Annotated in this window: 21 protein-coding genes; 17 read left to right on the top strand and 4 right to left on the bottom strand. The window is 69.7% G+C overall.

What is annotated here, in order from left to right:
- Positions 1-78 precede the first annotated feature (78 nt).
- The 9 genes from JFC09_RS12045 (at position 79) to JFC09_RS12085 (ending at position 8510) form a co-directional block, all read left to right on the top strand.
- A complete protein-coding gene (locus JFC09_RS12045; RefSeq protein ID WP_198394271.1) occupies positions 79-1215 on the top strand; it encodes a GuaB3 family IMP dehydrogenase-related protein in 1137 nt (378 codons plus the stop codon).
- Positions 1216-2073 carry an SURF1 family protein gene (locus tag JFC09_RS12050; RefSeq protein WP_198394272.1) on the top strand — a complete coding sequence of 286 codons (858 nt, stop codon included), beginning with the start codon at positions 1216-1218 and terminating at the stop codon, positions 2071-2073. It begins immediately after the preceding gene.
- Positions 2070-2513, top strand: coding sequence for a DUF3817 domain-containing protein (locus JFC09_RS12055; protein WP_198394273.1), 444 nt, complete (start codon positions 2070-2072; stop codon positions 2511-2513). The genes JFC09_RS12050 and JFC09_RS12055 overlap by 4 nt, the downstream gene beginning before the upstream one ends.
- Complete coding sequence (locus JFC09_RS12060; RefSeq protein WP_198394274.1) at positions 2510-4078, top strand: SulP family inorganic anion transporter; 1569 nt, start codon at positions 2510-2512, stop codon at positions 4076-4078. Before JFC09_RS12055 ends, JFC09_RS12060 begins: the two co-directional genes overlap by 4 nt.
- Before the next feature lie 74 nt (positions 4079-4152).
- Positions 4153-4563 carry a GntR family transcriptional regulator gene (locus JFC09_RS12065; protein ID WP_198394275.1) on the top strand — a complete coding sequence of 137 codons (411 nt, stop codon included), beginning with the start codon at positions 4153-4155 and terminating at the stop codon, positions 4561-4563.
- 108 nt (positions 4564-4671) lie between these two features.
- On the top strand, positions 4672-6273 hold the full coding sequence (guaA, locus tag JFC09_RS12070; protein WP_198394276.1) for a glutamine-hydrolyzing GMP synthase: 1602 nt from the start codon (positions 4672-4674) through the stop codon (positions 6271-6273).
- 202 nt (positions 6274-6475) lie between these two features.
- Positions 6476-7165 (top strand): biotin transporter BioY, encoded by a 690-nt coding sequence (locus tag JFC09_RS12075; protein WP_198394277.1) that lies wholly within the window; start codon positions 6476-6478, stop codon positions 7163-7165.
- Positions 7162-7902, top strand: a complete 741-nt coding sequence (locus tag JFC09_RS12080) for an energy-coupling factor ABC transporter ATP-binding protein (protein WP_198394278.1) — start codon at positions 7162-7164, stop codon at positions 7900-7902. Before JFC09_RS12075 ends, JFC09_RS12080 begins: the two co-directional genes overlap by 4 nt.
- A complete protein-coding gene (locus tag JFC09_RS12085; RefSeq protein ID WP_198394279.1) occupies positions 7899-8510 on the top strand; it encodes an energy-coupling factor transporter transmembrane component T family protein in 612 nt (203 codons plus the stop codon). The genes JFC09_RS12080 and JFC09_RS12085 overlap by 4 nt, the downstream gene beginning before the upstream one ends.
- A 391-nt stretch (positions 8511-8901) precedes the next feature.
- Here the strand turns inward: JFC09_RS12085 and JFC09_RS12090 are convergent, their stop codons facing one another.
- Positions 8902-10170, bottom strand: a complete 1269-nt coding sequence (locus JFC09_RS12090) for an alpha-hydroxy acid oxidase (protein WP_198394280.1) — start codon at positions 10168-10170, stop codon at positions 8902-8904.
- 180 nt (positions 10171-10350) lie between these two features.
- Here JFC09_RS12090 and JFC09_RS12095 point away from each other — a divergent pair, with 180 nt between their 5' ends.
- A complete protein-coding gene (locus tag JFC09_RS12095) occupies positions 10351-11847 on the top strand; it encodes an alanine/glycine:cation symporter family protein (RefSeq protein WP_198394281.1) in 1497 nt (498 codons plus the stop codon).
- 114 nt (positions 11848-11961) lie between these two features.
- Here the strand turns inward: JFC09_RS12095 and JFC09_RS12100 are convergent, their stop codons facing one another.
- A complete protein-coding gene (locus tag JFC09_RS12100; protein WP_198394282.1) occupies positions 11962-13149 on the bottom strand; it encodes a glycosyltransferase family 4 protein in 1188 nt (395 codons plus the stop codon).
- A gap of 144 nt (positions 13150-13293) precedes the next feature.
- Between JFC09_RS12100 and JFC09_RS12105 the strand changes: the two genes are divergently transcribed.
- The 3 genes from JFC09_RS12105 to JFC09_RS12115 all read left to right on the top strand — a co-directional run bounded on the left by JFC09_RS12105 (position 13294) and on the right by JFC09_RS12115 (position 17336).
- Positions 13294-13905 carry a hypothetical protein gene (locus JFC09_RS12105; RefSeq protein ID WP_198394283.1) on the top strand — a complete coding sequence of 204 codons (612 nt, stop codon included), beginning with the start codon at positions 13294-13296 and terminating at the stop codon, positions 13903-13905.
- Positions 13906-13907: 2 nt separating this feature from the next.
- The gene (gene truA, locus JFC09_RS12110) at positions 13908-14876 is read left to right on the top strand and encodes a tRNA pseudouridine(38-40) synthase TruA (RefSeq protein ID WP_198394284.1); all 969 of its coding nucleotides are present in this window, start codon (positions 13908-13910) and stop codon (positions 14874-14876) included.
- Positions 14877-15002: 126 nt separating this feature from the next.
- The gene (locus JFC09_RS12115; protein WP_198394285.1) at positions 15003-17336 is read left to right on the top strand and encodes a 5'-nucleotidase C-terminal domain-containing protein; all 2334 of its coding nucleotides are present in this window, start codon (positions 15003-15005) and stop codon (positions 17334-17336) included.
- Between the two features lie 318 nt (positions 17337-17654).
- Here the strand turns inward: JFC09_RS12115 and JFC09_RS12120 are convergent, their stop codons facing one another.
- Together JFC09_RS12120 and JFC09_RS12125 are read right to left on the bottom strand one after the other, a co-directional pair.
- Positions 17655-19877, bottom strand: coding sequence for a hypothetical protein (locus JFC09_RS12120; protein WP_198394286.1), 2223 nt, complete (start codon positions 19875-19877; stop codon positions 17655-17657).
- Positions 19874-22450 (bottom strand): hypothetical protein, encoded by a 2577-nt coding sequence (locus tag JFC09_RS12125; RefSeq protein WP_198394287.1) that lies wholly within the window; start codon positions 22448-22450, stop codon positions 19874-19876. The genes JFC09_RS12120 and JFC09_RS12125 overlap by 4 nt, the downstream gene beginning before the upstream one ends.
- 263 nt (positions 22451-22713) lie before the next feature.
- On the opposite strand from JFC09_RS12125, the gene rplM reads away from it, so the two are divergent.
- The 4 genes from rplM (at position 22714) to glmM (ending at position 26059) form a co-directional block, all read left to right on the top strand.
- Positions 22714-23157, top strand: coding sequence for a 50S ribosomal protein L13 (rplM, locus tag JFC09_RS12130; protein WP_198394288.1), 444 nt, complete (start codon positions 22714-22716; stop codon positions 23155-23157).
- A 35-nt stretch (positions 23158-23192) separates the two neighbouring features.
- Positions 23193-23690 (top strand): 30S ribosomal protein S9, encoded by a 498-nt coding sequence (gene rpsI / locus JFC09_RS12135; protein WP_332839754.1) that lies wholly within the window; start codon positions 23193-23195, stop codon positions 23688-23690.
- Positions 23691-23970: 280 nt separating this feature from the next.
- Positions 23971-24534, top strand: a complete 564-nt coding sequence (locus JFC09_RS12140; protein ID WP_198394337.1) for a YceI family protein — start codon at positions 23971-23973, stop codon at positions 24532-24534.
- Between the two features lie 160 nt (positions 24535-24694).
- Positions 24695-26059 carry a phosphoglucosamine mutase gene (gene glmM, locus JFC09_RS12145; protein ID WP_198394289.1) on the top strand — a complete coding sequence of 455 codons (1365 nt, stop codon included), beginning with the start codon at positions 24695-24697 and terminating at the stop codon, positions 26057-26059.
- Positions 26060-26069: the final 10 nt, after the last annotated feature.

The following is a 26069-nucleotide window of genomic DNA, read 5'->3' on the forward strand; positions in this document are numbered from 1 at the left end:
GCCTTCCCACCACGTGAGACACCCCACCCTGGTCGACTCCTCTGAAACCGTGTCCGCCCGTGCCGGTAGGCTGGGAGGGTGAGCCAAGAGATTGAGATCGGCCGGGGAAAGCGGGGTCGTCGCGCCTACGGGCTGGACGACATCGCGGTGGTCCCCGCCCGCCGCACCCGTGACCCCAAGGACGTCGACCTGTCGTGGCAGATCGACGCCTACCATTTCGACCTGCCGTTCATCGCCGCACCCATGGACTCCGTCATGTCGCCCGCCACAGCGATCGCACTGGGCAGGCTGGGCGGCCTGGGCGTCCTCGACCTGGAAGGTCTGTGGACCCGCTACGAGGACCCTCAGCCGCTGCTGGACGAGATCGCGGGCCTGGACCGCGGCACCGCGACCGCACGCATGCAGGCGATCTACTCGGAGCCGATCAAGCCGGAGCTCATCACCGCGCGCATCGAAGAGATCCGTGACGCGGGGGTGACCGTGGCGGCGGCCCTGTCGCCGGCGCGCACGCTCGAGCACTGGAACACCGTCGTCGAAGCCGGTGTGGAGCTGTTCGTCATCCGCGGCACCACGGTCTCTGCGGAGCACGTGTCCAGCGCGGACGAATCGCTCAACCTCAAGCAGTTCATCTACGAACTGGATGTCCCCGTCATCGTGGGCGGTGCCGCCACCTACACGACTGCGCTGCACCTCATGCGCACCGGTGCGGCAGGCGTGCTCGTCGGCTTCGGCGGGGGAGCCTCCTCCACCACCCACCGCACGCTCGGCATCCGCGTGCCACTGGCCACGGCCATCGCAGACATCCACGCCGCCCGCCGCGACTACATGGACGAATCCGGTGGCCGCTACGTGCACGTGATCGCCGACGGCGGACTGGGCCACTCAGGCGACATCATCAAGGCGTTCGCGATGGGTGCGGACGCCGTCATGCTGGGCACCGCGCTCGCCCGCGCGGACGAAGCACCGGGCGGCGGATCGCACTGGGGTGCGGAAGCGCACCACCCACAGATGCCGCGCGGCCACAAGGTGGAACTGGGCACCGTCGGCCCGCTCGAACAGGTGCTCCAGGGCCCCGGCCACACCGCGATCGGCGAAGTGAACATCGCCGGTGCGCTGCGCCGTGCCATGGCCACCTCCGGCTACCTGGAACTCAAGGAGTTCCAGCGCGTCGACGTCGTCGTGTCCCCGGAAACAGATCAGCGGAAGACCCTCTGAGTGCTCAAGCTCGCCCTCACCCCGCGGTGGTTGTCGTTCCTTGTGCTGGTGCTCGCGCTGGCGAGCATCTTCGTCGGCCTCTCCATGTGGCAGGTCGACCGCGCACAGCACAAGAACGAGGTCGTCGCCGCGCAGGACGTCGACTCCGTCAAGCCGCTGACTGACGTGCTGGACGCGCAGGTGCCGATGCCGGGCCGCCTGTCCGATCAGAGGGTGAGCCTCACCGGCCACTACCTCGCAGACGCCCAGGTGCTGGTCACCGACCGCTACCACGACGGCGAATCCGGCTTCTGGATCGTGACGATGTTCGAGGTGGCCGGCGCGCAGCTGGGAGACGAGGCGCAGCTCGCGTCGCCCGACCTCGCCACGGCAGAACCCGTCGCCATCCCCGTCGTGCGGGGCTGGGTGCCGGACACCGCCTCGGCGACGGCTCACCCGGCACCTACGGGAGACATCGACCTCGTGGCTCGGCTGGGCCCGGTCGAAGGTCCGGTGCCGGCCTCGGACCTGCCCGACGGGCAGGTGCGCAGCGTGTCGAGCTCGCAGCTGGTCAACTTCTTCGACGTGTACTCCTACTCCGGGATCGTCTTCCCGGAGACCGCGGAGATGACCGGTGCAGGCGGGGACATGGTGCAGGTCGACCTGCAGAAGGAGCAGAGCGGCGGGTTCGACTGGCAGTCGGCCGTGTACGCGGTCGAATGGGTCTTCTTCGCCGGATTCGCGTTCTACATCTGGTTCAGCCTCCTGCGCGACGCCTACCGCACGCAGCAGGAGAACGAGGCCGGCGGGCCCACCGAATACGTCATCGTCAAGCAGGCCGGCGAGAAGGACCTGCACGCAGGAGGAGTACCGAAGTGACGCAGAACCCCGACGCCGCTCCGCAGTTCGACCCCGACGACGTGTGGACGGTCAAGCAGTTCACCTCCGCGCGGAACGCCGAACGCTTCTACCGCGTGATGGCGCTCATCACCGGCACGATGCTCATGATCCTCACGGTGGAGATGCTCTACAAGTACCTCTACGTCCCGTTCGTGCTGGGAGGTTCCCCCAGTGAGGCGCTCAACTTCGGCGGCTTCGACCTCGCGGCGGCGATCGCCATCAGCCACGGCTGGTGCTACGTCGTCTACCTCATCGCGTGCTTCTGGCTCAACCAGGCGATGCGGTGGAAGGTGAAGCGCCTGCTGGTCCTCGCGCTCGCCGGTGTCGTGCCGGTCATGTCGTTCATCCTCGAACGGCGCATCCACCGACAGGTCGTGGCGGAGCTGGACGCGGCAGTCGTCGTCGCACCGAAGGAATGACGGTTCGGGCTGATCCGTACGAACGGCAGAGCGTCCGTCGCACCCTCACACGCTTCGGGTGGTTGAGGACAGAAGTCCTCGCCGGGCTGATCGTCGCGCTGGCCCTCATCCCGGAGGCCATCGCCTTCTCCATCATCGCGGGCGTCGACCCGCGGGTGGGCCTGTTCGCCTCCTTCACGATGGCGGTGACGACCGCGATCCTGGGCGGACGTCCCGCGATGATCTCCGCCGCGACCGGCGCGGTCGCGCTCGTCATCGCACCCCTGTCCGCCTCCCACGGGGTGGACCACCTCATCGCCGCCGTCATCCTCGCCGGGGTGTTCCAGGTGATCCTCGCGGTCATCGGGGCCGCCCGGCTCATGCGGTTCATCCCGCGCCAGGTGATGGTGGGGTTCGTGAACGGGCTGGCGATCCTCGTCTTCATGGCGCAGCTGCCGGAACTGATCGGTGTGCCCTGGCTGGTGTACCCGGTCTGCGCAGCGGGCCTGCTCATCGTGTTCCTGCTGCCGCGGATCACGACGGTCGTCCCCGCACCGCTCATGGCCGTCCTCGTGCTCACCCCGGTCGTCGTCCTCATGGGATGGAACCTCCCCACCGTGGGCGACCGGGGCGAACTGCCGGACGCGATCCCGATGCTCTTCCTCCCGGACGTGCCACTCACGTGGGAGACCTTCCAGATCATCGCGCCGTTCTCCCTGGCGATGGCGGTCGTGGGGCTGCTCGAATCGCTGCTCACCGCGAAGCTGGTCGACGACATCACGGACACCCGGTCGAACAAGACCCGCGAATCGTGGGCGCAGGGTGCTGCGAACATCGTGTCCGGGTTCCTGGGTGGGATGGGCGGCTGCGCGGTCGTCGGGCAGACGATGATGAACGTGAAGGCGTCCGGCGCGCGGACCAGGATCTCCACGTTCTGCGCGGGCGTGTTCCTCCTGGTCCTCGTCGTGCTGCTGGGAGACGTCGTCGCAGTCATCCCGATGGCGGTGCTCGTCGCGATCATGATCTTCGTGTCCTGGGCGACGTTCGACTGGCACTCGATCAGCCCGTCGACCCTGCGGCGCATGCCCAAGTCGGAGACGACCGTCATGCTCGTGACCGTCATCGGCACGGTGTGGACGAACAACCTCGCGATCGGTGTGGGGCTGGGCGTGCTCGTGGCGATGGTGGCCTTCGCCAACCGTGTGGCCCACTTCGTGACCGTCAAGCGGGAGATCGTCGACGAGGGCCCGCACGCAAGCGGGGATGCGGGCGACGGCGGGCTTGTCGAGGTGGACGAGCCCTCGAGCGACGACGCGGCCGCTCGTGTGGTGGCCCGCTACACAGTCGAGGGCGAACTGTTCTTCGCATCCTCCAACGACCTCTACACGATGTTCGAGTACGCGGACGATCCGGACAGCGTCGTCATCGACATGCATCGATCGCACGTGTGGGATGCCTCCACGGTCGCTGCGATCGACTCCGTGACGGAGAAGTACGCGTCGTACGGCAAGACCGTCGACGTCCACGGACTCAACGAAGCGAGCCGCCGCATGCGCGAGCGGCTGTCCGGAACGCTGGGGGACTGAGGGTCCGTGCGCCCCGGAAGGCCCGCGTCTCCAGCAGCCGACAGCAGCACGAACCGAGCACTGAAGGAGCACACATGGGCGAGTACGACTATCTGAGACAGACCGATGAGGGCGGCACGACACCGCCGTACGAGCAGATCCGCCGCGGCGTCATCGACTGCGTGGCGGACGGTGGACTGCTCGCGGGTGACAAACTGCCCGCCATCCGCGCGCTCGCCTCCGACCAGGGACTGGCTGCCAACACCGTCGCCCGGGCTTACAAGGAGCTCGAGGAGGCCGGCATCATCACGACCCGTCGGGGTGCCGGCACACGGATCGCGGACGGGATCGACCCGGGGAACCTGCCGACGGCCTCGGGCCTGGATCCGCGGGTCGAGGCCTACGCCGCCGAGGCCGTCGCCACCGCGCGGGCGCGCGGGCTGCCGCTGGATCAGCTGGTCGTCGCGGTGCGCGACGCGGTCGCGGCCGTGGAGGAGCGCGCGTAGGGGGAGCCGGTACGGAAGCCCGATGTGTCGGACGCATCCGCTCCGCGAGGGCGGCCGACGGCGACGCTCGTTACGCCGCACCGTATGACTCACCGTAAGATGGCGCCCATGAGTGAGTCCCCCTCCGTCAGCGGTGTCCCGCACCCGCAGTCCCGTCCGGTCCTCGTCGTCGACTTCGGCGCGCAGTACGCACAGCTCATCGCCCGCCGTGTGCGGGAAGCCGGTGTGTTCTCCGAGGTGATCCCGCACACCGCATCCGCAGGCGACATCGCCGCGAAGGAACCGCGCGCCATCGTCCTGACCGGCGGACCCTCGTCGGTGAATGAGGAGGGTGCGCCCGCCCTTCCCGCGGGACTGCTCGACCTGGGCACCCCCGTGTTCGGCATCTGCTACGGCTTCCAGACCGTCGCCCACGCGCTGGGCGGGACCGTCGCGAAGACCGGACAGCGCGAGTACGGGTCCACTGTCGCCAGTGTCACGGACTCCGGTGCGCTGCTGGACGGTGTGAGCGGCGACCAGACCGTGTGGATGTCCCATGCGGACTCCGTCACCGAGGCCCCGGCCGGCTTCTCCGTGCTGGCCTCCACCTCCTCCACCCCGATCGCCGCGTTCGAAGACCTGGGCCGCAAGATCGCCGGTGTGCAGTGGCATCCGGAGGTCCTCCACTCGGAGAACGGCCAGAAGGTCCTGGAGAACTTCCTCTTCCGCGTGGCCGGCCTGGAAGCCGACTGGACGAACCAGTCGATCATCGACGACCAGGTCGCCCGCATCCGCGCGCAGGTGGGCGACAAGAAGCTCATCTGCGGGCTGTCCGGCGGCGTCGATTCCGCGGTCGCGGCAGCGCTGGTGCACAAGGCGGTGGGCGATCAGCTCACGTGCGTCTTCGTCGACCACGGGCTGCTGCGCGAAGGGGAGCGGCGCCAGGTCGAGGAGGACTTCGTCGGTTCCACCGGTGTGCGGCTCGTGACCGTCGACGCAGTGGACACGTTCCTCGGCGAGCTCGACGGTGTGACTGACCCGGAGACCAAGCGCAAGATCATCGGCCGCGAATTCATCCGCAGCTTCGAGCAGACCGCTGCGGAACTCGTCGCGGAATCGCGGGGCGAATCCGGCGGGGACATCGAATTCCTCGTCCAGGGGACGCTCTACCCGGACGTCGTGGAATCCGGCGGGGGATCGGGTACCGCGAACATCAAGAGCCACCACAACGTGGGCGGCCTTCCGGAGGACCTCCAGTTCCAGCTCGTCGAGCCGCTGCGGGAACTCTTCAAGGACGAGGTCCGCGCGATCGGCCGTGAGCTGGGCCTGCCGGAAGAGATCGTGGGACGCCAGCCGTTCCCCGGGCCCGGCCTGGGCATCCGGATCGTCGGCGCAGTGTCCGCGGAACGCCTGGCGATCCTACGCCGTGCCGACGCGATCGCCCGCGAGGAACTCACCGCTGCGGGACTGGACGACGAGATCTGGCAGTGCCCCGTCGTGCTCCTGGCGGACGTCCGCTCCGTGGGCGTGCAGGGCGACGGCCGCACCTACGGACACCCGATCGTGCTGCGGCCCGTCAGCAGCGAGGACGCGATGACCGCCGACTGGACACGTGTGCCGTTCGACGTGCTCGCGAAGATCTCCAGCCGCATCACCAACGAGGTCGACGAGGTCAACAGGGTCGTCCTCGACGTGACGTCGAAGCCGCCGGGCACCATCGAATGGGAGTGAGCGCGCGCTGCTGAGGCAGAGGCGCGCTCGCGCCGCGTGAGGCAGAAGGGGGAGCTGAAGCTCCCCCTTTCTGTCGTTTCGGGCGGTGGCTGCCTCGTGGCGGTGCCCGTGAAATTTGCTCCTGAACACTGTTCAGCTACTGTGTGACGCATGCCCTGAACGCTGTTCAGGGGTACGGTTGCTTCCACACGAAGGAGATCCCATGTCACACGCAGCTTCCGCGGACCGCGGTGTGCCCACTCCACCTCCCGCGGGGGTGAGGGGGACGGGTGCTGCCGAGACCTCGGCGGCGGGCTCCGCGGGCGCAGCGGCAGTGAGCAGTCACGGCCGCTGGGGTGCCCGCGACCTCGCCTTCGTCGCGGTCTTCGCGGCCCTCATCGCGGTGCTCGCGGCGATGCCGGCGATCCCCGTGGGCGGGGCGGGCGTCCCGATCACCCTGCAGACGCTGGGCATCGCGCTCACCGGCATGGTGCTGGGCCCGGCGCGCGCGTTCCTCGCCTCCGCGCTCTACGTGGCGCTGGGCCTCATCGGCCTGCCGATCCTCGCGAACTTCACCGGAGGGTTCGGTGTCCTCGCGGGGCCGTCGGCCGGCTATCTCCTGGCCTTCCCGCTCTACGCGCTGGCACTGGGCGCAGTCGCAGCCTGGCTCGTCAAGCGGTTCCGCGGCTGGAAGCTGTGGGCGCTGCTGCTGGTGGGCGGCGTCCTCACGAGCTTCCTCACCGTCCACCCGCTGGGCATCGTCGGCATGTCCGTCAACCTGGGCCTCACGTTCCCGCAGGCGTTCGTCGCGGACATGCCGTTCTGGCCCGGTGACATCATCAAGAACGCTGCAGCCGCCGGCCTCGCAGTCGTCGTCCACCGCGCGTTCCCGGGGGTCCTCGTCCGCCGATGAGCATCGTCTTCGACCGCGCGGGCGTGCACGTGCTCGATCCGGCGTCGGACCGCAGGCCCGACGAACCCACTCGCCGTGCGATCCTCACCGACGTGACGTGTGCGCTCACCGAACCCACCGTGACCGTCATCGGCGCGAACGGGTCCGGCAAGTCGACGCTGCTCCAGCTCATCAACGGCCTCATCCCCGTCGATGAGGGCAGCGTCACGGTCGACGACCTCGACGTCGCCTCCCACGGCCGGGAGGTCCGCCGCCGCGTGGGCTTCGTGTTCACCGACCCCGCCGCGCAGCTCGTCATGCCCACCCCGCTCGAGGACGTGGAGCTCTCCCTCAAGCGCACCGTCCGCGACCGGAAGGCCCGCCGGGCACAGGCGCTCGACGTGCTCGACGAACTGGGTGTCGCGGACCTCGCCGAACGCAGCGTCTACGAGCTGTCCGGCGGGCAGCGGCAGCTCGTCGCGCTCGCGTCCGTCCTCGCCGTCGACCCGGCGGTGCTGGTGCTCGACGAGCCGACGACCCTGCTGGATCTCGCGAACCGGGAGAAGCTGCGGGCCGTGCTCGCGGACCTCGTCGCCCGCCGCGGCGTGCGGACCATCCTCTCCACTCACGACCTCGAGGTCGCCCACGACGCCCAGCGCACCCTCCTCATCCACGACGGCCGCCTGCACGCGGACGGCCCACCCGCCGAGGTCGTCGCCACCTACCGCGACCTCGTCACCCGCGAGGCCCAGGCGTGAAAGCCCGTCAGCGGTTCCTGGGCCGCCGGATCCCGGGTGATTCGTGGCTCCACCGCGCACCTGCGTGGGCGAAGCTCGCCGGGGTCGCCGCGCTCAGCATCGTCGTGCTCGCCACCCGCGACGCGGCGGTGAACGCGGGTCTCATCGTCATCATCGTGGCGGTGGCGCTCACGGCGCGTCTGCCGCTGCGGGAGGTCGTCGCACCGGTCCTGCGGATCGGGCTCATCATCGTGGGGGTCGTGGCGGTCCACCTGTGGCTCACCGACTGGATCAACGGGGCCCGCATCGCGTCGACGATCGTCGTGTGCATCCTCGCCGCCGCGCTCCTCATGCTCACGACGACGATCGGCGAACTGGTCGCCGTGTTCGAAGTGCTCGCATGGCCGCTGCGGTTCGTCGGCCTGCAGCCGGCGACGGTGGGGCTGGCGGCGGGACTGGTCGTCCGCAGCCTGCCGGTGCTCGCCGACCTCGCCCGCGTCGCCACAGACTCCGCCCGCGCCCGAGGCCTCGACACCTCACTGACCGCCCGCACCGTCCCGCTGGTGCTGGGCGCTGTGAAGTACGCGCAGGACACGGGGAAGGCGCTGGAGGCGCGAGGGCTGGGCTGAGCCCGCAGTTCCCGAAACAGTCCGCACGTCCCGCGGTGCCTGGAGTTGTCGCAGCGCCTGCACTTCCCGCAGCGCCTGCACTTCCCGCGGGACCTGTTACTGGTTGGGAGGACCGGCGAGTTCGCGGGTCCTCCCCACCGGTAACTGGTCCCACCAGCCGGTAACCGGTCCCGCGGCGCTGCGTGTGGTGGGCGGTGTACAGGCGAGCGCCACACCGGACGGCGTGTGCAGGCGAGCGCCACACCGGACGGCGTGTGCAGGTGAGCGCAGGGCGGCGCCTGCCGGCCAGGCCTGTGCGGGGTGCGCCCGGCAGCCAGGCCTGGGCGGTGCGCCCGGCAGTCAGGCCCGGGCGGCCCGCCCGGCAGTCAGGCCCGGGCGGCCCGCCCGGCAGTCAGGCCTGCGCGGGGCGAGAGCGGGTGAATTCCGGTGCGGGCAGGCGCTCTAGCCGGGACAGCTGCGTGACGTGGGAGGGGTTGAGCTCCGCCACGGAGCTCACCTGGATGAGCTTCATCGTCCGCTCGATCTGGTCGGAGAGGATCTCGATCATCCGGTCGACGCCCTCACGCCCACCGGCCATGAGGCCGTACAGGTAGGCGCGGCCGACCAGCGTGAAGTCGGCGCCCAGTGCCAGCGCGGCGACGATGTCGGCACCGTTGCGGATACCCGTGTCGAGGATGATCTCGACGTCGTTCCCCACCTCGCGCGCGACGTGCGGCAGCAGGTGGAAGGGCACGGGCGCCCGGTCCAGCTGGCGGCCACCGTGGTTCGACAGGATGATGCCGTCGACGCCCAGGTCCGCGAGCTTCTTCGCGTCCTCGACGGTCTGCACGCCCTTGACCACGAACTTGCCCGGCCACAGCGCACGGATCTCCGCGAGGTCGTCGTAGTCGATCGACGGGTCCATCGCCGCGTTCAGCAGCTCGCCCACCGTGCCACCGGTCTCCGACAGGGACGCGAACTCCAGCTTGGGGGTCGTGAGGAAATCCCACCACCACCAGGGGCGGGGGATCGCGTTGAGGATCGTCGACGGGCTGAGCTGCGGCGGGATGGAGAAGCCGTTGCGGGCGTCGCGCAGGCGGGCGCCGGCGACGGGGGTGTCCACGGTGAACATGAGGGTGTCGAAGCCGGACGCGGCGGCCCGCTCGACCAGACCGTAGGAGATCTCCTTCTGCCGCATGACGTACAGCTGGAACCAGTTCCGGCCGTGCGGGTTCGTCGCCTTGACGTCCTCGATCGACGTCGTGCCCAGCGTGGACAGGGAGAAGGGGATGCCCGCCGCGCCCGCTGCGCCCGCGCCGGCGATCTCACCTTCGGTCTGCATGAGGCGGGTGAAACCGGTCGGGGCGATGCCGAAGGGCAGGGCACTGCTGCCGCCCAGGATCTGCGTGGTCATGTCCACATGGGACACGTCGTTGAGGATCGCCGGGTGGAATTCGACGTCCTCGAAGGCCTGGACGGACCGGGTCATGGAGAACTCCCCCTCCGCCGCCCCGTCGGTGTAGTCGAACGCCGCGGCCGGGGTGCGACGCTTCGCGATCCGACGAAGATCGTCGACGGTGAGCGCGCCGGAGAGCCTGCGGCGCTTGCCGTTCGGATCGAACTTCTTGAACTTCATGAGCTCAAGGATCTCTGTCGGATTCGGTACCTGCCGCTTGACCATCGTGGACTCCTTCGCGTCGGTCGAAGCTCGTCTGAGCCGATCAGTGCCATGATAGGCGCGCCGCCTGCCAGCGCGTGCGTCCCGTCCAGCGGAGCCGCCCTTCGGAGTGCGGCGCGCACACCGCACACGCACACAACGGGGATTGTGTTGTGAGGTGTGTCTGACGCTAGCGTGAAGGGCATGGGACTCATCGACGACCTCAACACCTGGCTCGGAGACGCAGAGGGGTGGTTGTGGACATGGATCGGCATGCCGATCGTCGCGGTCATCGCCCTCTGGTTCACCCTGAGGACGGGCGCCGTCCAGATCCGCATGCTCCCGGCGATGTTCCGGTCCATCATGGAGAAGCCGCAGACCGAAGAGGGGGCGAAGGGCGACAACAAGTCCCTCTCCGCGTTCCAGGCGTTCGTGATCTCCGCCGCCGCCCGTGTGGGCACCGGCAACGTGTCCGGTGTGGCCGGCGCGATCTTCATCGGCGGCCCGGGCGCCGTCGTGTGGATGTGGATCATGTGCCTCTTCACGAGCGCGGCGAGCTTCATCGAGTCCACGCTCGCCCAGCTCTACAAGGTCCGGGCGGAGGACACCTACAAGGGCGGTCCCGCCTTCTACATCCACCGCGGGCTGGGCAGCAAGGGCTTCGGCGCGTTCTTCGCGCTGCTCTTCATCTTCTGCTTCGCCCTGGCGTTCACGTCGCTGCAGGCCAACACCATCACCGATGCGGTGAGCGGTGCGGTCGGAGTGTTCACGGACCCCGCCGGCCTCGGATGGCTGCCGTTCGTCGTGGGTGCGGCGCTCGCCCTGCTCACCGCCGGCATCGTGATCGGCGGGATGCGGCGTGTGGCGACCGTCGCGCAGAACATGGTGCCGATCATGGCGGTCATCTACCTCGTCGTCGGCCTCATCGTCGTGGCGCTCAACTTCTCAGAGCTGCCGCGGGTCCTCACCCAGTTGGTCGACGGCGCGTTCAACCCGCAGGCGGCGGTGGGAGGCGGCATCGGTGCCGCGATCGTCAACGGGGTCCAGCGGGGCATGCTCTCCAACGAGGCGGGCATGGGTTCGGTCCCGAACGTCGCTGCGACGGCCTCCGTCAGCCACCCCGTCAAGCAGGGGCTCGTGCAGACGCTGGGCGTCTACTTCGACACCCTGCTCATCTGCTCGATCACCGCGTTCATCGTGCTCGTCGCCTTCCCGGACACGTCGACCGGGGGTGAGGGCCTCCTCATGGTGCAGGAGTCGCTGACGAACAGCCTGGGCCCCTGGTCCGCGATCCTCCTGGGGATCATCATGCTGCTGCTCGCGTTCACGTCCGTGCTGGGCAACTACTCGTACGGTGAGGCGAACGTCCACTTCCTCACGTCGAAGCGGGGCTGGCACATCGCCTTCGGCCTGTCCGTGGTCGTCATGGTGTTCATCGGTTCCGTCATCACCGTCGAACTGGCCTGGTCGATCGCGGGGGTGTCGATGGTCGCGATCGCGCTCATCAACCTCGCTGTCATCGCGGTCCTCGCTCCCACAGCGCTCAGACTGCTGCGTGACTACCGGGCGAAGGTCGCGAAGGGGGAGGACCCCGTCTTCCTCGCGGAGGAGATGCCCGACATCGACAACGTCGAGACGTGGACGTCGGAGGACGTCAGCGACTACGTCGACGCACGGGACGCGCACACGTCCGGGCGCTGACGGCGGGTCCCGGGCGCAGGCGCACGCCGGTCTCCTCCACGCGTGGGGACCATGCGTCTCGCACCCGGGCCGTTCTTCTCATACCCGGGCCACTCGACTCACGCCCGCGTCGTCTCACACCCGGTCCTGCGCCCACTTCGGGGCGCGGGTGGATGACCGTCCGACGGCCTGGGGCGCGGGGCGGGCGATCGCGGCGGAGTAGTGGCCGATCAGCTGCGAGCACACGCTCTTCCACGACCGTCCCCGCACGGTCTCGCGGGCCGTCCGCCCGAACGCCCGGCGCTTCGCCGCATCACCGGCGAGGTCGGCCACGTGCGCGCGCAGGCCCGCGAGGTCGCCGGGGCGGTACAGCCACCCCGTCCGCGAGGAGCCGACGAGGTCCAGCGGGCCGCCGCGTGCCGGGGCGACGACCGGCACGCCGGATGCCATCGCCTCCTGGATGGTCTGGCAGAACGTCTCGAACTCGCCGGGCGCGGCCATGATGTCGAAGCTCGCGACCGCCTGCGCCAGCGCGTCCCCGCCCAGGAACCCTGTGAAGTGCGCATCCGGCAGGCGGCGGCGCAGCCGGTCCTTCTGCGGCCCTTCGCCCACGATCACCACCCGCACGTTCGGCAGGCCCGACAGCACCCGCAGATCCTCGATCTGCTTCTCCGCGGCGAGGCGTCCCACGCACCCGACGACGACCTCGGGCCCGGTGCCGTCCTCACTCACCCCCACCCGCGCCCGGAACGCGGCGGAGCGGTGGGAGGAGTGGAAGCGGGTGGAGTCGACGCCTCGGGCCCACAGGCGCACGTCCTCGACCCCCAGGTCGGTGAGCTGGTCGACGGTGTACGACGACGGGGCCAGGGTGAGCGAGGCGTGCTGGTGGATGGTGCGGACGTGGTTCCACAGGACCGTCTCCAGCCCGTGCATCCCGTACCGGGCGGCGTAGGCGGGGACCTCCGTCTGGTAGACGGCGACGGACGGCAGCCCCAGGTCCTGCGCGGCGAGCACGCCCCGCCACCCGAGCACGAAGGGGGACGCGACGTGCACGACGTCCGGGGAGAAGCCCGCCAGCAGCCGGCGGATCCGGGCGACTCCACCGGGGGCGACCCGCACCTTGCGGTACCGCGGCAGCGCGAAGCTGGGGACGTGGACGACGGGCGCGCCCGCCACCTCGCGGGGCCGGTCGCCGCGGCTGCCCGGCGCGATGACGACGGCGTCGTCCCCGCGTTCGGCCAGGTGGTCCAGGACGCGCAGCAGGCTGTGGGTGACACCATTCGTCTGCGGGAGGAACGACTCTGCGATCAGTGCGACTCTCACATGCTCGAGCCCAGCGCACGAAGATGACGGGCAGGCGGACGGTCGGGTGACCGGCGGGAGAACTCGTCGCGAACGTGTGTATCCTGCCCGTATCGGGGTGCGGTGGGCGCCTGAGGCGGTCGTGGGAGCGGAGGGTGCACTGGCATGGTCTGGGTCGTGCTCGTGCTGGTGCTCGCGGCCGTCATCGCGGTGTCTGTGGCGCTCGTGATCCGCTACAACCAGCTGTCGCTCAACCGGTCGCTCACCGTGGAGGCGCGCAGGCAGTTCGACGTCGCACGGTCCACCCGGCACGGCATCATCCCCGTCTTCGTCGCAGAGGCCCGCAGTGCGCTGGGCGACCGCGATCCGCGGATCGCGGACCTCGAGACGGCCGTGGTCACCGCGCAGACGGTGCGCACCCGGTCCGATGCGGGAGTCGCCGAACACGTCGTCACCGACGCCGCACGGACCGTCGCCGCAGGGCTGCGGGAGAAGGCCACCGCAGCCGAGGCCGAGGTCGGCTTCGCAGGCGACCTCTTCTCCCAGCTCGACGAGCACGAGACCCACATCGGCGCCGCGGTCCGCCACCACAACGCGAGTGTCCGCGCGTACATGCGACGGCGCGCGCAGGTGCTGTCCGCTCCGCTGCGCGGCGCGTACGCACCGATCACGGAGATCGACTACACCCCGTCCGAAGGGGACGCGCACGCGCTCGAGCGCAGTCCGTCCCCCGGGGCGGAGGACTACCGGCCCGGCCGTGTCGCGGAGGGGCTGTGACGGTGACGGACGCGCGCGCCGCCGTTCCCACAGACAGGGCACCGTCCGGCGAGGCTGCATCCGCCCCGGTCCCCACAGACGGGGCTCAGCCGGTCCGGTTCCGGGTCGACCTGGGGTACGCGGGGACGGGCTTCCACGGCTGGGCGGTGCAGCCGTCGCTGCGGACCGTCCAGGGGGTGGTCGAGGCGGGTCTCGAGAAGGTGTGCGGGCAGCCGGTGCGCACAGTCGTCGCGGGACGGACGGACGCGGGCGTGCACGCGCGGCGGCAGGTGGTCCACTGCGACCTGCCCCCCGGAGTGGTCGAGCGTCTGACCGGACGCGGTGCGCGCACGCGGGAGCCTGCGGACGGCCTGGTGAGCAGGCTGCGCGGGGTGCTGGGGCACCTCGGCGCACCGGACGTCGTCGTCCACTCCGCGCAGCAGGTGCCGGCGGCGTTCGACGCCCGGTTCTCCGCTGTGTGGCGCAGGTACTCCTACCGCATCGCGGACGCACACGCCTTCCGCGACCCCCTCGCCGCGCACCACACCACGACCCACCGCGGCGCACTCGACGCCCAGGCGATGGCGCGCGCCGCCCGGGAAGTCCTGGGCCTCCACGACTTCCTGCCCTTCTGCAAGCCGCGCCCGGAATCGACGACGATCCGCACGCTCCTGGACTTCGATGCTGCGCGTGACGCGACGGGCGTGATCGTCCTGGATCTGCGCGCGGACGCGTTCTGCCACCACATGGTGCGCGCCCTGGTGGGCGGACTGGTGCGGGTGGGCACCGGAGCATGCTCGCCGACGGAACCGGCTCGCCTGCTGGCCCGGGCGGAAGCGGGGGAGGACCGCGACACGCTGCCGCCCTTCCACCTCATGCCGGCGCAGGGGCTCGTCCTCGAAGAAGTCGGCTACCCCGACGGGCCCCAGGCGTGGGCACAGCAGGCGGAGAACGCCCGCAATCGTCGGCGGGCAGAGGAACTGGGCACCTGAGCGGCGGTCACCTTCCTGTCGCGAATCCTGAGAATTCACTCCTCATTCATGCAGAGACAGGCTATTCTTCGGGTGGATTCACAAGTATCTCGGAAGTAACACCCACCTTTCTCAGTGAGGACGACGATGAAGAAGACCCTTCTGCGCGGTGTGGTCGCCGGCGCCGCCGCCACCGGGATGGTGCTGCCGCTCGCAGCGCTGCCCGCTTTCGGCGAAGCGCCCACCGGCACCCAGGTTCAGCTGCTCAACATCACAGACTTCCACGGACGTATCGCGGAGTCCGGCCACAGTGTGGCCTCCGTCGTCGAACGTGAGCGCGCCGCCTTCGACGGTGAAACGGCGTTCCTCACATCGGGCGACAACATCGGCGCGTCCACCTACGTGTCGTCCTCGCAGGAGGACCAGCCCACACTCGACGTGCTCAACGCGATCGGCACCGATTCGTCTGCGACGGGCAACCACGAATTCGATCGCGGGTACGAGGATCTGCGCGACCGGGTGGGAGCGAGCGCGGACTTCCCGCACCTGGGCGCGAACGTGTACAAGAAGGGCACCACGGAGGTCGCCGACGGCATCGACGCCTACACGATCGTGGAGCAGGGCGATGTGCGGATCGGTGTCATCGGTGCGGTGACGGAGGAGACCGCGACGCTCGTGAGCCCCGGCGGCATCGACGACATCGAGTTCGGCGACCCCGTCACGGCGATCAACGATGCGGCGGCAGAGCTCGAAGCGCTGCCGGAGGGCGAGAAGCCGGACGTCACGGTCCTCACCGCCCACCTGGGCCCCGCCGTCGTCACGGACATCGACTCTGCACTGAAGTCGAACGAGGAGTTCAACGCGGTCGTCACGGGTGCGGACGCGTCCATCGACGCGATGTTCTTCGGCCACTCCCACCTGCGGACGAACCTCGAGGCACCGGTGCCGGGCGATGAGGACCGCACGCGCCCCGTCGTCCAGTCGGGCAACTACGGCGACACCGTCGGCAAGGTGACGCTCACCAGCGAGGGCGACGGCAACTGGACGGTCGACGAGCAGGAGCTGATCGACACCGCCGACCAGACGTTCGACTCGCCGGTCGTCGACGAGGTCGATTCGATCGTCGCGGACGCCATCGAGAAGTCGAACGAGATCGGCTCCGAGGTCGTCGGCACGATCGACGACGACATCACCCGCGCGTTCAACGAGGACGGTTCGGAGAACCGCGGCGGGGAGTCCACGCTGGGCAACCTCGTCGCCGACGCCCTCACGGAGGGTGTCGAGATGTCGCAGCTCGACGAAGCGGACTTCGGCATGACGAACCCGGGCGGCCTGCGCACGGACCTCAAGGTCGACGACATCTTCGGCGACGAGGAGCCGGGCGAGGTGACCGTCGGAGAGCTCAACGCGGTCCTGCCGTTCGCCAACGACCACGGAGTCGTGACGCTCACCGGCAACGACGTCATCCAGCTGATCGAGGAGCAGTGGCAGCCGGACGGCGCGTCCCGCTCCTTCCTCCACATGGGCCTCTCCGAGGAGCTGGACGTCGTCTACGACTCCGAGGCACCGCGCGGCGAGCACGTCGTGTCCGTGAAGGTCAACGGCGAGGACATCGACCCGGACGCGGAGTACCGCGTCGCGACGCTCAGCTTCCTGGCGTCCGGCGGCGACAACTTCTCCGCCTTCGCGAACGGTGAGTTCGAGCAGTCCGGTCTCACGGACTTCGACGTGTGGGAGAACTACTTCCAGGAGCGCGACGTCGTGGAGGCGGACCCGCAGGAGCGTCAGGCGGACTTCGCGCTGGACGTCATCAACACGGAGGAGCTCGCCGCGACGTTCTCGTACGAGGGCGGCGAGACGATCGAGGTCGAGCAGGGCGAGGACGCGGACCTCACGTTCACGACCGAGGCGACGCGCCTCATCGACGGACCGTTCGAGCTGGCTCTCGAGCTGCCCGACGGGTTCTCCGCGGACCTGTCCGGCGTCGAAGCCGCCCACGCGGCGAGCGCCCCGACGGTCGAATCCGCCCTCCTCGAGCAGATCGCGGAAGGCACGACGGCGACGGATGTCACCGTCACCCCGGGTGACGACGTGGAGGCCGGCGACTACACGGTCACGGCGACGATCGCCGCGGATCCGGAGCACGCCTGGTGGGATGACAACCCGCTGCCCGTCACCCGTTCGCTCGAACTCGACGTCACCGTCACCGCCGCCCCGGATGGTGGCGACGACGGCGATGACGACGGCAACGGCGACGGCAACGGCGACGGCGACGGCGACGACGGCAACGGCGACGGTGGCAACGGTGGCGACGACGGCCAGGGCGATGGCGATCGTGACGACAATGCCGGTGACGACGACAACGGCAAGCTGCCGCGCACGGGCGCGGAGCTGGGCGGGATCCTCGGCCTCGCCGCGGCACTCGTCGCAGCCGGTGGAGCAGCACTCGCAGCCAGCCGGAAGCGCAGCAAGGGCCTCTGAGCGCACGTGCGGCCCGGCGGCCTGACGAAGGGCGCCGGGCACACGTGTGATCGGTCAGCCGTCGTGGAGGACCGGCCGCACACAGCGGACGGACTGCCGTGAGCTGAGTTCCGAACTCAGGTGCCTGGAGACACGAAGGGCCTGCATGGAGACGTGCAGGCCCTTCGTCGTATCTGCGCCGGCAGCGGCGGCCGGGGGCGGGTGTCGGCTGTACGACGTCCGGGCCGAGCCCGCGTCACCGTTCGCTGATGCGGCTCGCAGCCTCGAGACCCGTCGTCACACGAGCCGCAGATTCACGTCCCTCAGCTTCGCGGTCCCTCAGTTTTGCGGCTCCGCAGCCTCGCCGCCCGCAGGCCGCTTCGCCCGCACACCTGCGAGGTGCGTGAGTGCGGGGACGAGGAAGAGGATGCCCACGGCGGGGACGACGATCCCGGAGTCGTTGATGAAGGTGCCGACGGTCAGCAGCACCGTCAGAGAGATGATCGAGGTGCGCAGCAGCGGCATCTCGCGGTACCACTCGCCCAGCAGCGGGATGCGGAAGCGGGCGGGGGAGATCGCGGCCCAGAGGACCAGTGCCACGACGACCGGCAGGAGCAGGGTCATCCAGTTCTGGGTGAGGATGTCGATGTTCATCCCGATCTTCCGCAGCAGGACGGTGCCCGCCTCACCGGAGAGGATCGATTCGAAGAAGTTGCCGAAGTGGGTGCGCTGGTCCGCGGGTCGCAGCCAGTCGAGGAAGAGCACGAGCAGCATGAGGGCGGCGGCGCCTCCGCCGAACAGCAGGAGTCTCCGCCACGACAGCTTCACCCCGGCGGCGGTGAGGGCGAAGACGGCGGTGCCGAGCACCAGGGTCGGCACGGATCCGAACTTCGTGCCCAGCCCGGGGGTGGCCAGCAGGACGCAGGAGGCGAGGACCGCGACGACGACGAGCGCGGTGATCGCCCAGGGTCGGCGCATCCAGGAGCAGATGACGCCCAGGCCCACGAGCAGCGCGGTGCAGTAGAGGGCGAGTGCGGAGTTGCCGATCCCGTAGAAGCGCGACGCGATGAGCAGGGGTTCGCCCAGCAGTGTGGACATCTGCAGGGAGGAGCCGGTGGTGACGTCGACGGCGAGCACCCCGACCGTGATCGCGGCGACGAAGCCCAGTGCTCCCGCGGGCAGCCTGCGCCAGGGGCCCTGCAGGGCGAGTGCTGTGATGACGACGGCCCAGCCTGCGACCCCGCCCAGCATCGCGACGTCCGCGGACGGTGAGCGCTCCCACGGCAGCACGTTGACGAGGAAGGTCGACACGGGCACGGCTGCCGCGAACAGTCCGCCGACGGTCATCGCGTTCGCCACCCGTTTGATCCCACGTCTGCGGGTGATGAGGGCGCAGACGGTGAGCAGGCCGAGGAGGAGCACGCCCCATGCTGCGTAGAACCAGGCGGAGATGCTCTCCTGGGTGAGGACTGCGGTCTGGCGGTCGAGCATGATCTGCTGCTTGCCCGCGGCGTCGGCGGGGCCGTCGACGAAGGTGAGGGGTGCGCCGGCGAATCCTCCCGCGCCCGTGACCCCTGCGGCGGTGAGCAGGGTGGGTGTGAGGTCGGTGACCTGGAGGAGGCCCGGCTGGCGGGTCGATGACGAGGTGAGCAGCTGCGCCGAGCCGGTGCCCCCGGCGGGAGTGTCGCCGCTGACGGGTCCGCGGACGGCGGCGAACTGCATCCGCGAGTCGTCGGTGCGTGCGTCCGCGATCGAGGCGGCGATGAGAGTGGGGGCCTCGGCGGTCGGCAGTTCGTCGACGGCGTCCAGCACTTCGCCCACCGCCTCGTCGACGTCCGCGACGGAATGGCCCGGCGCGTAGACGCTGCCCAGGTCGACGAGGACGATGTCGGCCGCGCCCGAGGCCGCCGTCACCTGCCTGCCCACCTCACCGCGGTCGCGCAGCGGCTGCCAGTCGTCGGTGCGGCCGGTCGCGGACGCGGAGCCGATTGCGGCACCGGGGCCGATGCCGGTGACCCGCACGTCCGCTTCGTCGGCGGTGTCGCGGAGTGCGCCGACTGCGGGCGTGTAGTTGTCCTCGCCGGCTTGGCCCAGGTAGATGTCCCAGTCGGGTATCCAACCGCCGATCGGTTCGTGCAGGACCCTGCAGGTGGGGCGCTGTTCGTCCGCGGCGCGACGGCCGGAGCTCAGAGCGAGCCAGCCGTCCGCGGCGCAGCTGGTGGCGCGGACCGACCGGGGGGTGAGCGCGCCGACCGCGCCCGAATCCACGAGTCGCCACAGGTTCGGGGTGCGGTCGCGGTCGACGTCCTCGAAGGTGAGTCCCGCGAATCCGAGGAGGATGACGGGGTGCGCGCGGGTCTCGTCCTGGACGGGGGCGGGTGACGCACTGCCCGTCGCGGCCGTTCCCGTCACAGAGGTCTGCGCGGCAGCGGTCCCCGCCGCAGAGGTCGCGGAGGTCCCGGTGGCAGTCGTCTCCGTGGCAGTGGTCCCCGCCGCAGCGGGTGCCGCCGTGAGCACGAGGATGAGGAGCGCGGCCCAGACCGCCAGGAGTGTCCGCCTCATCGTGCCGCCTCGCTGTCCGTCGGCAGTGGCTTGCGCTCCGGCTCGTCCTCACGCAGCGGTCCATCCTCGTTCACCGATCCGTCCTCATGCACCGCGCCGTCCTCACGCACCACACCGATGCTCATGACGACGAGCATCGGCACGAGCATCATGGCCCCCGTGGCGGGCACGGCCACGCCGGAGTCGGTGATGACGAGCCCCACACCCAGAGCGATCGCGGCGGACAGGAAGCCGGCGTGGACGGTGGGGTGGGTGAGTGCCTTCGGCAGGGTGTCCTCCCAGGGGCGGGCGAGGAGCGCGGTGCGTTCGAAGCGGCGCAGGTACGCGAGGCTGAACAGGACGGTGAAGACCGCGAGCGGCACGACGACGGCCAGGCCGGGGTTGATGACGATGATCCGCAGGTTGGCTTCGAGCTTGCGGCTGATGACCTCGATCAGCTGCCCGTCCAGCGCCTGGGCGAAGAAGTTGCCGAAGTGGGACCGGGCCGCCGGTGGCCGCAGGTAGTCGAGGCCTGCCACACCCACGATGATCGCGAGCGCACCCGCACCGATGAGTGCGAGCCGGACGATGCTCACCCGGATCCGGAACAGCGACAGCAGGAGCACGGTGAAGCCCACCAGTGCGGCGACCGTCCCACCGAACTTCGCGCCCCACGCGGGGTTGCCGAGAACGAACACGGATGCGGTGGCGAAGCCCGCGACGAGCACCCGGGCTGCGATCGTGCGGCCCGTGTCCAGCAGTCGTGCGGCGACGATCCCGAGTCCCAGGAGGGCCGCGGCGAGGAACAGCGCCGCCCCCTGGTTGCCCAGACCGTAGAACCGTCCGGCGACGATCGGGTTGTAGCCCATGAGCGCGTTGAACTGCAGTCGTGACCCCAGTGCGACGTCGACGACGAGGACGGCGGCGGTCACGAGCGACACCGCGGCGATGCGTCCCTGCCACGTCCGGCGCCACGGGCCGGCGACGCTGAGTCCCACGAGGGCGAGTGTGCCCACCGTGATCGCTCCGACGAGTCCCCACGCGGGGTTCGGTGCGCGTCCCCACGGCAGGATGCCGGCGAGGAAGCTGCCCATGGGGATCAGCCCGATCGTGAAGCACACCCAGGTGCCCCACCGGCGCAGTGCGGGGAATGTGCGGGGTGCCCGCGTCCGCAGCACACGGACGACGGAGCTCAGCAGGAGGACCGCCAGTGCGAGGGTGAGCGTGTAGTGGACGACGTCGAGGAAGATGCTGAAGGTCTGCGCGTGGGTGTGGACGGTGCCGGCCTTGCGGGAGTCGGCGACGAGCCGGTCCATGCGGGCTTCTGCGTCGTCGGACGGGTCGACGACGAACTGGGCGGGCGAGGTGCCCGCCGCTTCGAGTTCCACCGCCCCGATCGCGGCGGGCAGGACGTCGGTGAGCTGCACGAGGCCCGGCTGGCGGGTCGAGGACGACCGCAGGGTGCCGGGCTCGTAGGAGGGCCCCACTGCGATGAGTGCACGCAGGCGCGAGGGGTAGTCGGCGTCGCCCACCCCCGCGATGATGACGTCGGAGGTCTCCGGGGTCTGCGCGAGGATCCGGCCCACCCGGGCGTCCAGCGCGGCGATCTGCCCGGTCCGTGTCCGGCCCAGCGATTCGTCGTTCCACGCGTGCCAGGCGTTCGGTTCCCACGTGGGGTCCGCCGCGGTGCCCGCGTCGATGAGAGTGAGCGCGCAGCTGTCGAGGACGGTCTCGTCGTCTCCGCCGGTCCCGTCGGTCCGGCCCGTGCTCGCCTCCGTGCCGTCAGCGCCGTCCGTCGCCGAGGTCGCGGCCGGGTCCATGTAGAGGCTCGTCGCGGGAGCCCAGGTCGGCACGTGCCCGTCCGCGTCCGCCGCCGCATACGCGGCGCCGCGGCCGTACGCGGCCGTGCACCACGACCCGTCGGCCGGCGCCGTCCCGTCCGACCCGTCAGCCGGTGTCGCCTCGTCTGCTCCGGCGTCGGAGTCGTCTCCCGCGGACCGAGCCGTCGCATCCTGCACCGCACCCGTGGTGGGCCGGGTGAAGGCGCCGGGCGCCGCGCCGTAGCCGGCGCCCTCGTTCGCGGTGAGGACACGGTCGAAGTCCTCGAACGTCGCCGGCCCTGCCTCGAGCGGGGTGCCTGCGGTGCCGGGGGCCTCCACGGCGGGGCCCGGGACCTCGGCTTCGGTGTCGTCGTCGACAGCGGTCGCCGCATCCGGGATCGGGTCGATCATCCGCGGGCACGACGTGTGGGCGAGGAGGGGACTGAACCAGTCCGGGGTGAGGTCGACGCTGTGCATGCGCGCGCCCGCACCCAGGCTCAGCCAGCCTGCGGCGGCGCAGGTGGCCGGAGTGAGAGTGCGCACACTCAGGTTGGCGACGGCGCCGTCCTCGACCGCGGACCACAGGTGAGGAGTGCGGTCGGGGGAGAGGTCCGACTGGGTGAGACCCGCCGCGCCGATGACGACGACACCCGTCGCCGCATGAGTGGACTGCGCTGCCGGCTGATCCGTGAGCGGGGTCGCCCAGGCGGCCGCGCCGGGGGCGACGAGGCCCAGGACGCAGGCGACGGCGGCGAGCACACGGAGGACGGACACCGTGCAAGCCTACCGGCGAAGCTTGCGGGCGGGCTGAGGCGTGTTTGCGGCAGGCACGCCGAGTGCGGTAGATTTGAGCGTCGTTGCGTACGTCAGCACACGTTCCTCGCTAAGCCTCTAGTCGCGTTGCAGGTTTCAGGTGGGTCATCCGTGTCGGAAGCGTAGCGCGCACAGGACAGACCCGTCCGTGAACTCGAAATCACGACTCGAGGGAGCGGGTGTGTACGGGTCCACCGACTACTGACGAATGTAAGAAGGCAACTTTGCGTACGTACACCCCGAAGTCCGGCGATGTTCAGCGCCAGTGGCACGTCATCGACGCCACTGACGTCGTTCTTGGTCGGCTCGCATCACAGACAGCACGTCTGCTCCGCGGCAAGCACAAGACCACTTTCGCGCCGAACGTCGATTCCGGCGATTTCGTGATCATCGTGAACGCGGACAAGGTCGCTCTGACCGGTGCCAAGCTGGAGCAGAAGCGCGCCTACCGCCACTCGAACTACCCGGGTGGCCTCAAGAGCGTCAACTACGCCGAACTCCTCGCCACACGCCCTGAGCGCGCGGTCGAGAAGGCAGTCACCGGGATGATCCCCAAGAACAGCCTCGGTCGGGCGCAGATGCGCAAGCTCAAGGTCTATGCAGGCTCGGAGCACCCGCACTCCGCTCAGAACCCCCAGCCGTACGAGATCACCCAGGTCGCGCAGTAAGCGCGCGGGTCGAACAGCTTTCACCGAGGAGAATCGTGGCAGAGAATACCGTCGACGATGTCGAACTGACCGAATACAGCACTGAGACCCCGGCCGATGCGGGCCTGGGCGAAACCGTGGCCGGTGGCCGCGGGCAGTCGATCACCGCACCAGGGGCAGCAGTGGGCCGCCGCAAGCAGGCGGTCGCTCGCGTCCGTCTGGTGCCGGGCACCGGCGAATGGTCGATCAACGGCCGTGACCTGGAGACCTACTTCCCGAACAAGCTGCACCAGCAGCTCGTCAACGATCCGTTCCGCCTGCTCGATCTGGAGGGTCGCTTCGATGTGATCATCCTCATCAGCGGTGGCGGGCCGTCCGGCCAGGCCGGCGCTGTGCGCCTGGGCGTGGCACGGGCACTCAACGAGATCGACCGCGACAACAACCGCCCGGACCTCAAGAAGGCCGGCTTCCTCACTCGTGACGCACGCGTCCCGGAGCGGAAGAAGGCAGGACTCAAGAAGGCGCGCAAGGCGCCGCAGTTCTCCAAGCGCTGATCCCATCCCGTCGCAGCGCGCTGCGGCACGGATGTCACGAAGACCCTCGACCTGCACGGTCGGGGGTCTTCGTCATTCATGCGGGGGCCGGCCCGAAGATACCCTCCAGTAGAACGCGACGGTAATCGAACTTGTCGGATGAGAGAGCCGCGAAGTAGATGCTTTCTGTACTATCGTTGTCGGACGAGACATGGGGGTAGGCCCTTCCACCTGCGGCTTTGCGGGCGCTTCGTGCGCACCGCCAGCTCACCCCACCGCCAGAAGCTTGGAGCAGAAGCATATGACCGACCGGATCCTCGACGGCGCTTGGGCGATCGATCCGTCACACTCCCGTATCGGATTCTCGTCGCGGCACGCGATGGTCACGCGCGTGCGCGGAGCGTTCAACGCGGTGACCGGCAGCGCTGTCATCGACACCGTGCACCCGGAGAACTCGACCGTCGCGGTCGAGGTGGACATGGCAAGCGTCGACACACGCAACGCCGATCGGGACGCCCACCTGCGCAGCGCGGACTTCTTCGACGTGGAGACGCACCCGAACATGACGTTCGAATCGACGCAGATCGAGGAGATCGACGACGCGAGCTACATCGTGAGCGGTTCTCTCACGATCCGTGGGATCACCCGTCCGCTGTCCGTGCCGCTCAGCCTCATCGGCATCGACGTCGACCCCTCCGGGCAGACGCGGGCCGGTCTTGAGGGCACTCGTCGCATCGATCGCCGGGACTGGGACGTCACGTGGAACACCCCGCTGGATTCCGGCGGGCTGCTCGTGAGCGACAAGATCACGCTCGAGTTCGAGCTGGCACTCGTGAAGGACACGGAGAAGGACGCAGACGCCTGATCCCTCGCCGTCGACTGAGCCACCGCAGTCGACGCCCCGTTCCACGGGCTCCGCGGCTGTGGCATCCGACACCCGCGGTCCCGACAGCACCGTCTTCGGACCTTCGCGGCGGGGACGGCCGTAGACTGTGGGCCACAGTCTCAGGAAGGACACCGGATACATGTCTCGACTCTTCGGCACCGACGGCGTCAGAGGTCTCGCGAACCGCGACATCACTGCGCGACTCGCCCTGCAGCTCGCCGTCGCCGGCAGCCGCGTGCTCGCCCAGCCAGAGAACGCTCCGTTCGGCAGGCGACCCGTGGCGATCGTCGGCCGCGACACGCGAGTGAGCGGTGAGTTCCTCGCTGCATCCACGTCCGCCGGCATCGCGTCGACAGGAGTCGACGTCCAGGACGTCGGTGTCCTCCCCACCCCGGGCATCGCGTACGCGGTGAAATCCACGGGTGCCGCGTTCGGCGTCGTGATCTCCGCGTCGCACAATGCGATGCCGGACAACGGCATCAAGTTCTTCGGCCCCGGCGGGACGAAGCTCACCGACGCGCAGGAGGACGAGATCCTCGCGCTGCTGGACAAGGACTGGAACCGCCCCACGGGTGCCCAGGTGGGGCGGATCGCCCGCTACCCGGCCGCGGCAGACGAATTCACGGAGCATCTGGTGCGGGGACTGGGCGTGTCCCAGGGGAAGCAGCCGCTGTCCGGACTCACCGTCGTCGTCGACTGCGCGCACGGTGCGGCCTCCGTCGTGGGGCCTGCGGCCCTGCGGCAGGCCGGTGCAGAGGTGATCGTCACCGCGGCGGAACCCAACGGCTACAACATCAACGACGGTGTCGGCTCGACCCACATCGACAACCTGCGCGGCGCAGTCGTCGAACAGCAGGCTGATCTGGGTGTGGCGTTCGACGGCGACGCCGACCGCTGCCTGGCCGTCGACGCTCTGGGCCGCGAAGTCGACGGCGACCAGGTCATGGGCATCCTCGCGCTGGGGATGAAGGAGGACGGGGCTCTCGCAGACGACACACTCGTCGTCACCGTCATGTCGAACCTGGGCCTGCGGCTGGCGATGGAGAAGCGCGGCATCCGGATCGAGGAGACGGCGGTGGGCGACCGCTACGTGCTGGAGCGGATGCTCAAGGGCGGCTATTCGCTGGGAGGCGAGCAGTCGGGCCACGTGCTGCTCCTGGAACACGGGACGACGGGCGACGGCGTGCAGACTGCGCTGCACGTCATGCACCGCATGGCGACGTCCAAGCGGACGCTCGCCGACCTTGCGGCAGAGGTGCCGAAGCTCCCTCAGGTCCTCATCAACGTCAAGGGCGTCGACAAGACCCGTGCGGGCAGCGATCCGACGGTGCAGGAGCAGGTCGCCGCAGTCGAAGCGGAGCTGGGGGAGACCGGTCGCGTGCTGCTGCGCGCATCCGGTACGGAGCCGGTCATCCGCGTGATGGTCGAAGCGGCGACGGAAGAGGACGCGCACTCCCAGGCGCAGCACCTCGCGACCGTCGTGGGGGAGTGCCTGGCCCTCTGACGCCGCGCGG

Origin of the sequence: Brevibacterium yomogidense, from assembly GCF_016107685.1 — a bacterium.
Classification (GTDB): Bacteria; Actinomycetota; Actinomycetes; order Actinomycetales; family Brevibacteriaceae; genus Brevibacterium; species Brevibacterium yomogidense.

What these genes read in the sequence shown, in the direction of transcription:
- JFC09_RS12060 (WP_198394274.1), top strand. Translation starts at nt 2,510, where the DNA reads ATGACGGTTCGGGCTGATCCGTACGAACGGCAGAGCGTCCGTCGCACC.
- JFC09_RS12065 (WP_198394275.1), top strand. Translation starts at nt 4,153, where the DNA reads ATGGGCGAGTACGACTATCTGAGACAGACCGATGAGGGCGGCACGACA.
- guaA (WP_198394276.1), top strand. Translation starts at nt 4,672, where the DNA reads ATGAGTGAGTCCCCCTCCGTCAGCGGTGTCCCGCACCCGCAGTCCCGT.
- JFC09_RS12075 (WP_198394277.1), top strand. Translation starts at nt 6,476, where the DNA reads ATGTCACACGCAGCTTCCGCGGACCGCGGTGTGCCCACTCCACCTCCC.
- JFC09_RS12080 (WP_198394278.1), top strand. Translation starts at nt 7,162, where the DNA reads ATGAGCATCGTCTTCGACCGCGCGGGCGTGCACGTGCTCGATCCGGCG.
- JFC09_RS12090 (WP_198394280.1), bottom strand. Translation starts at nt 10,170, where the DNA reads ATGGTCAAGCGGCAGGTACCGAATCCGACAGAGATCCTTGAGCTCATG.
- JFC09_RS12095 (WP_198394281.1), top strand. Translation starts at nt 10,351, where the DNA reads ATGGGACTCATCGACGACCTCAACACCTGGCTCGGAGACGCAGAGGGG.
- JFC09_RS12105 (WP_198394283.1), top strand. Translation starts at nt 13,294, where the DNA reads ATGGTCTGGGTCGTGCTCGTGCTGGTGCTCGCGGCCGTCATCGCGGTG.
- JFC09_RS12115 (WP_198394285.1), top strand. Translation starts at nt 15,003, where the DNA reads ATGAAGAAGACCCTTCTGCGCGGTGTGGTCGCCGGCGCCGCCGCCACC.
- JFC09_RS12120 (WP_198394286.1), bottom strand. Translation starts at nt 19,877, where the DNA reads ATGAGGCGGACACTCCTGGCGGTCTGGGCCGCGCTCCTCATCCTCGTG.
- JFC09_RS12140 (WP_198394337.1), top strand. Translation starts at nt 23,971, where the DNA reads ATGACCGACCGGATCCTCGACGGCGCTTGGGCGATCGATCCGTCACAC.
- glmM (WP_198394289.1), top strand. Translation starts at nt 24,695, where the DNA reads ATGTCTCGACTCTTCGGCACCGACGGCGTCAGAGGTCTCGCGAACCGC.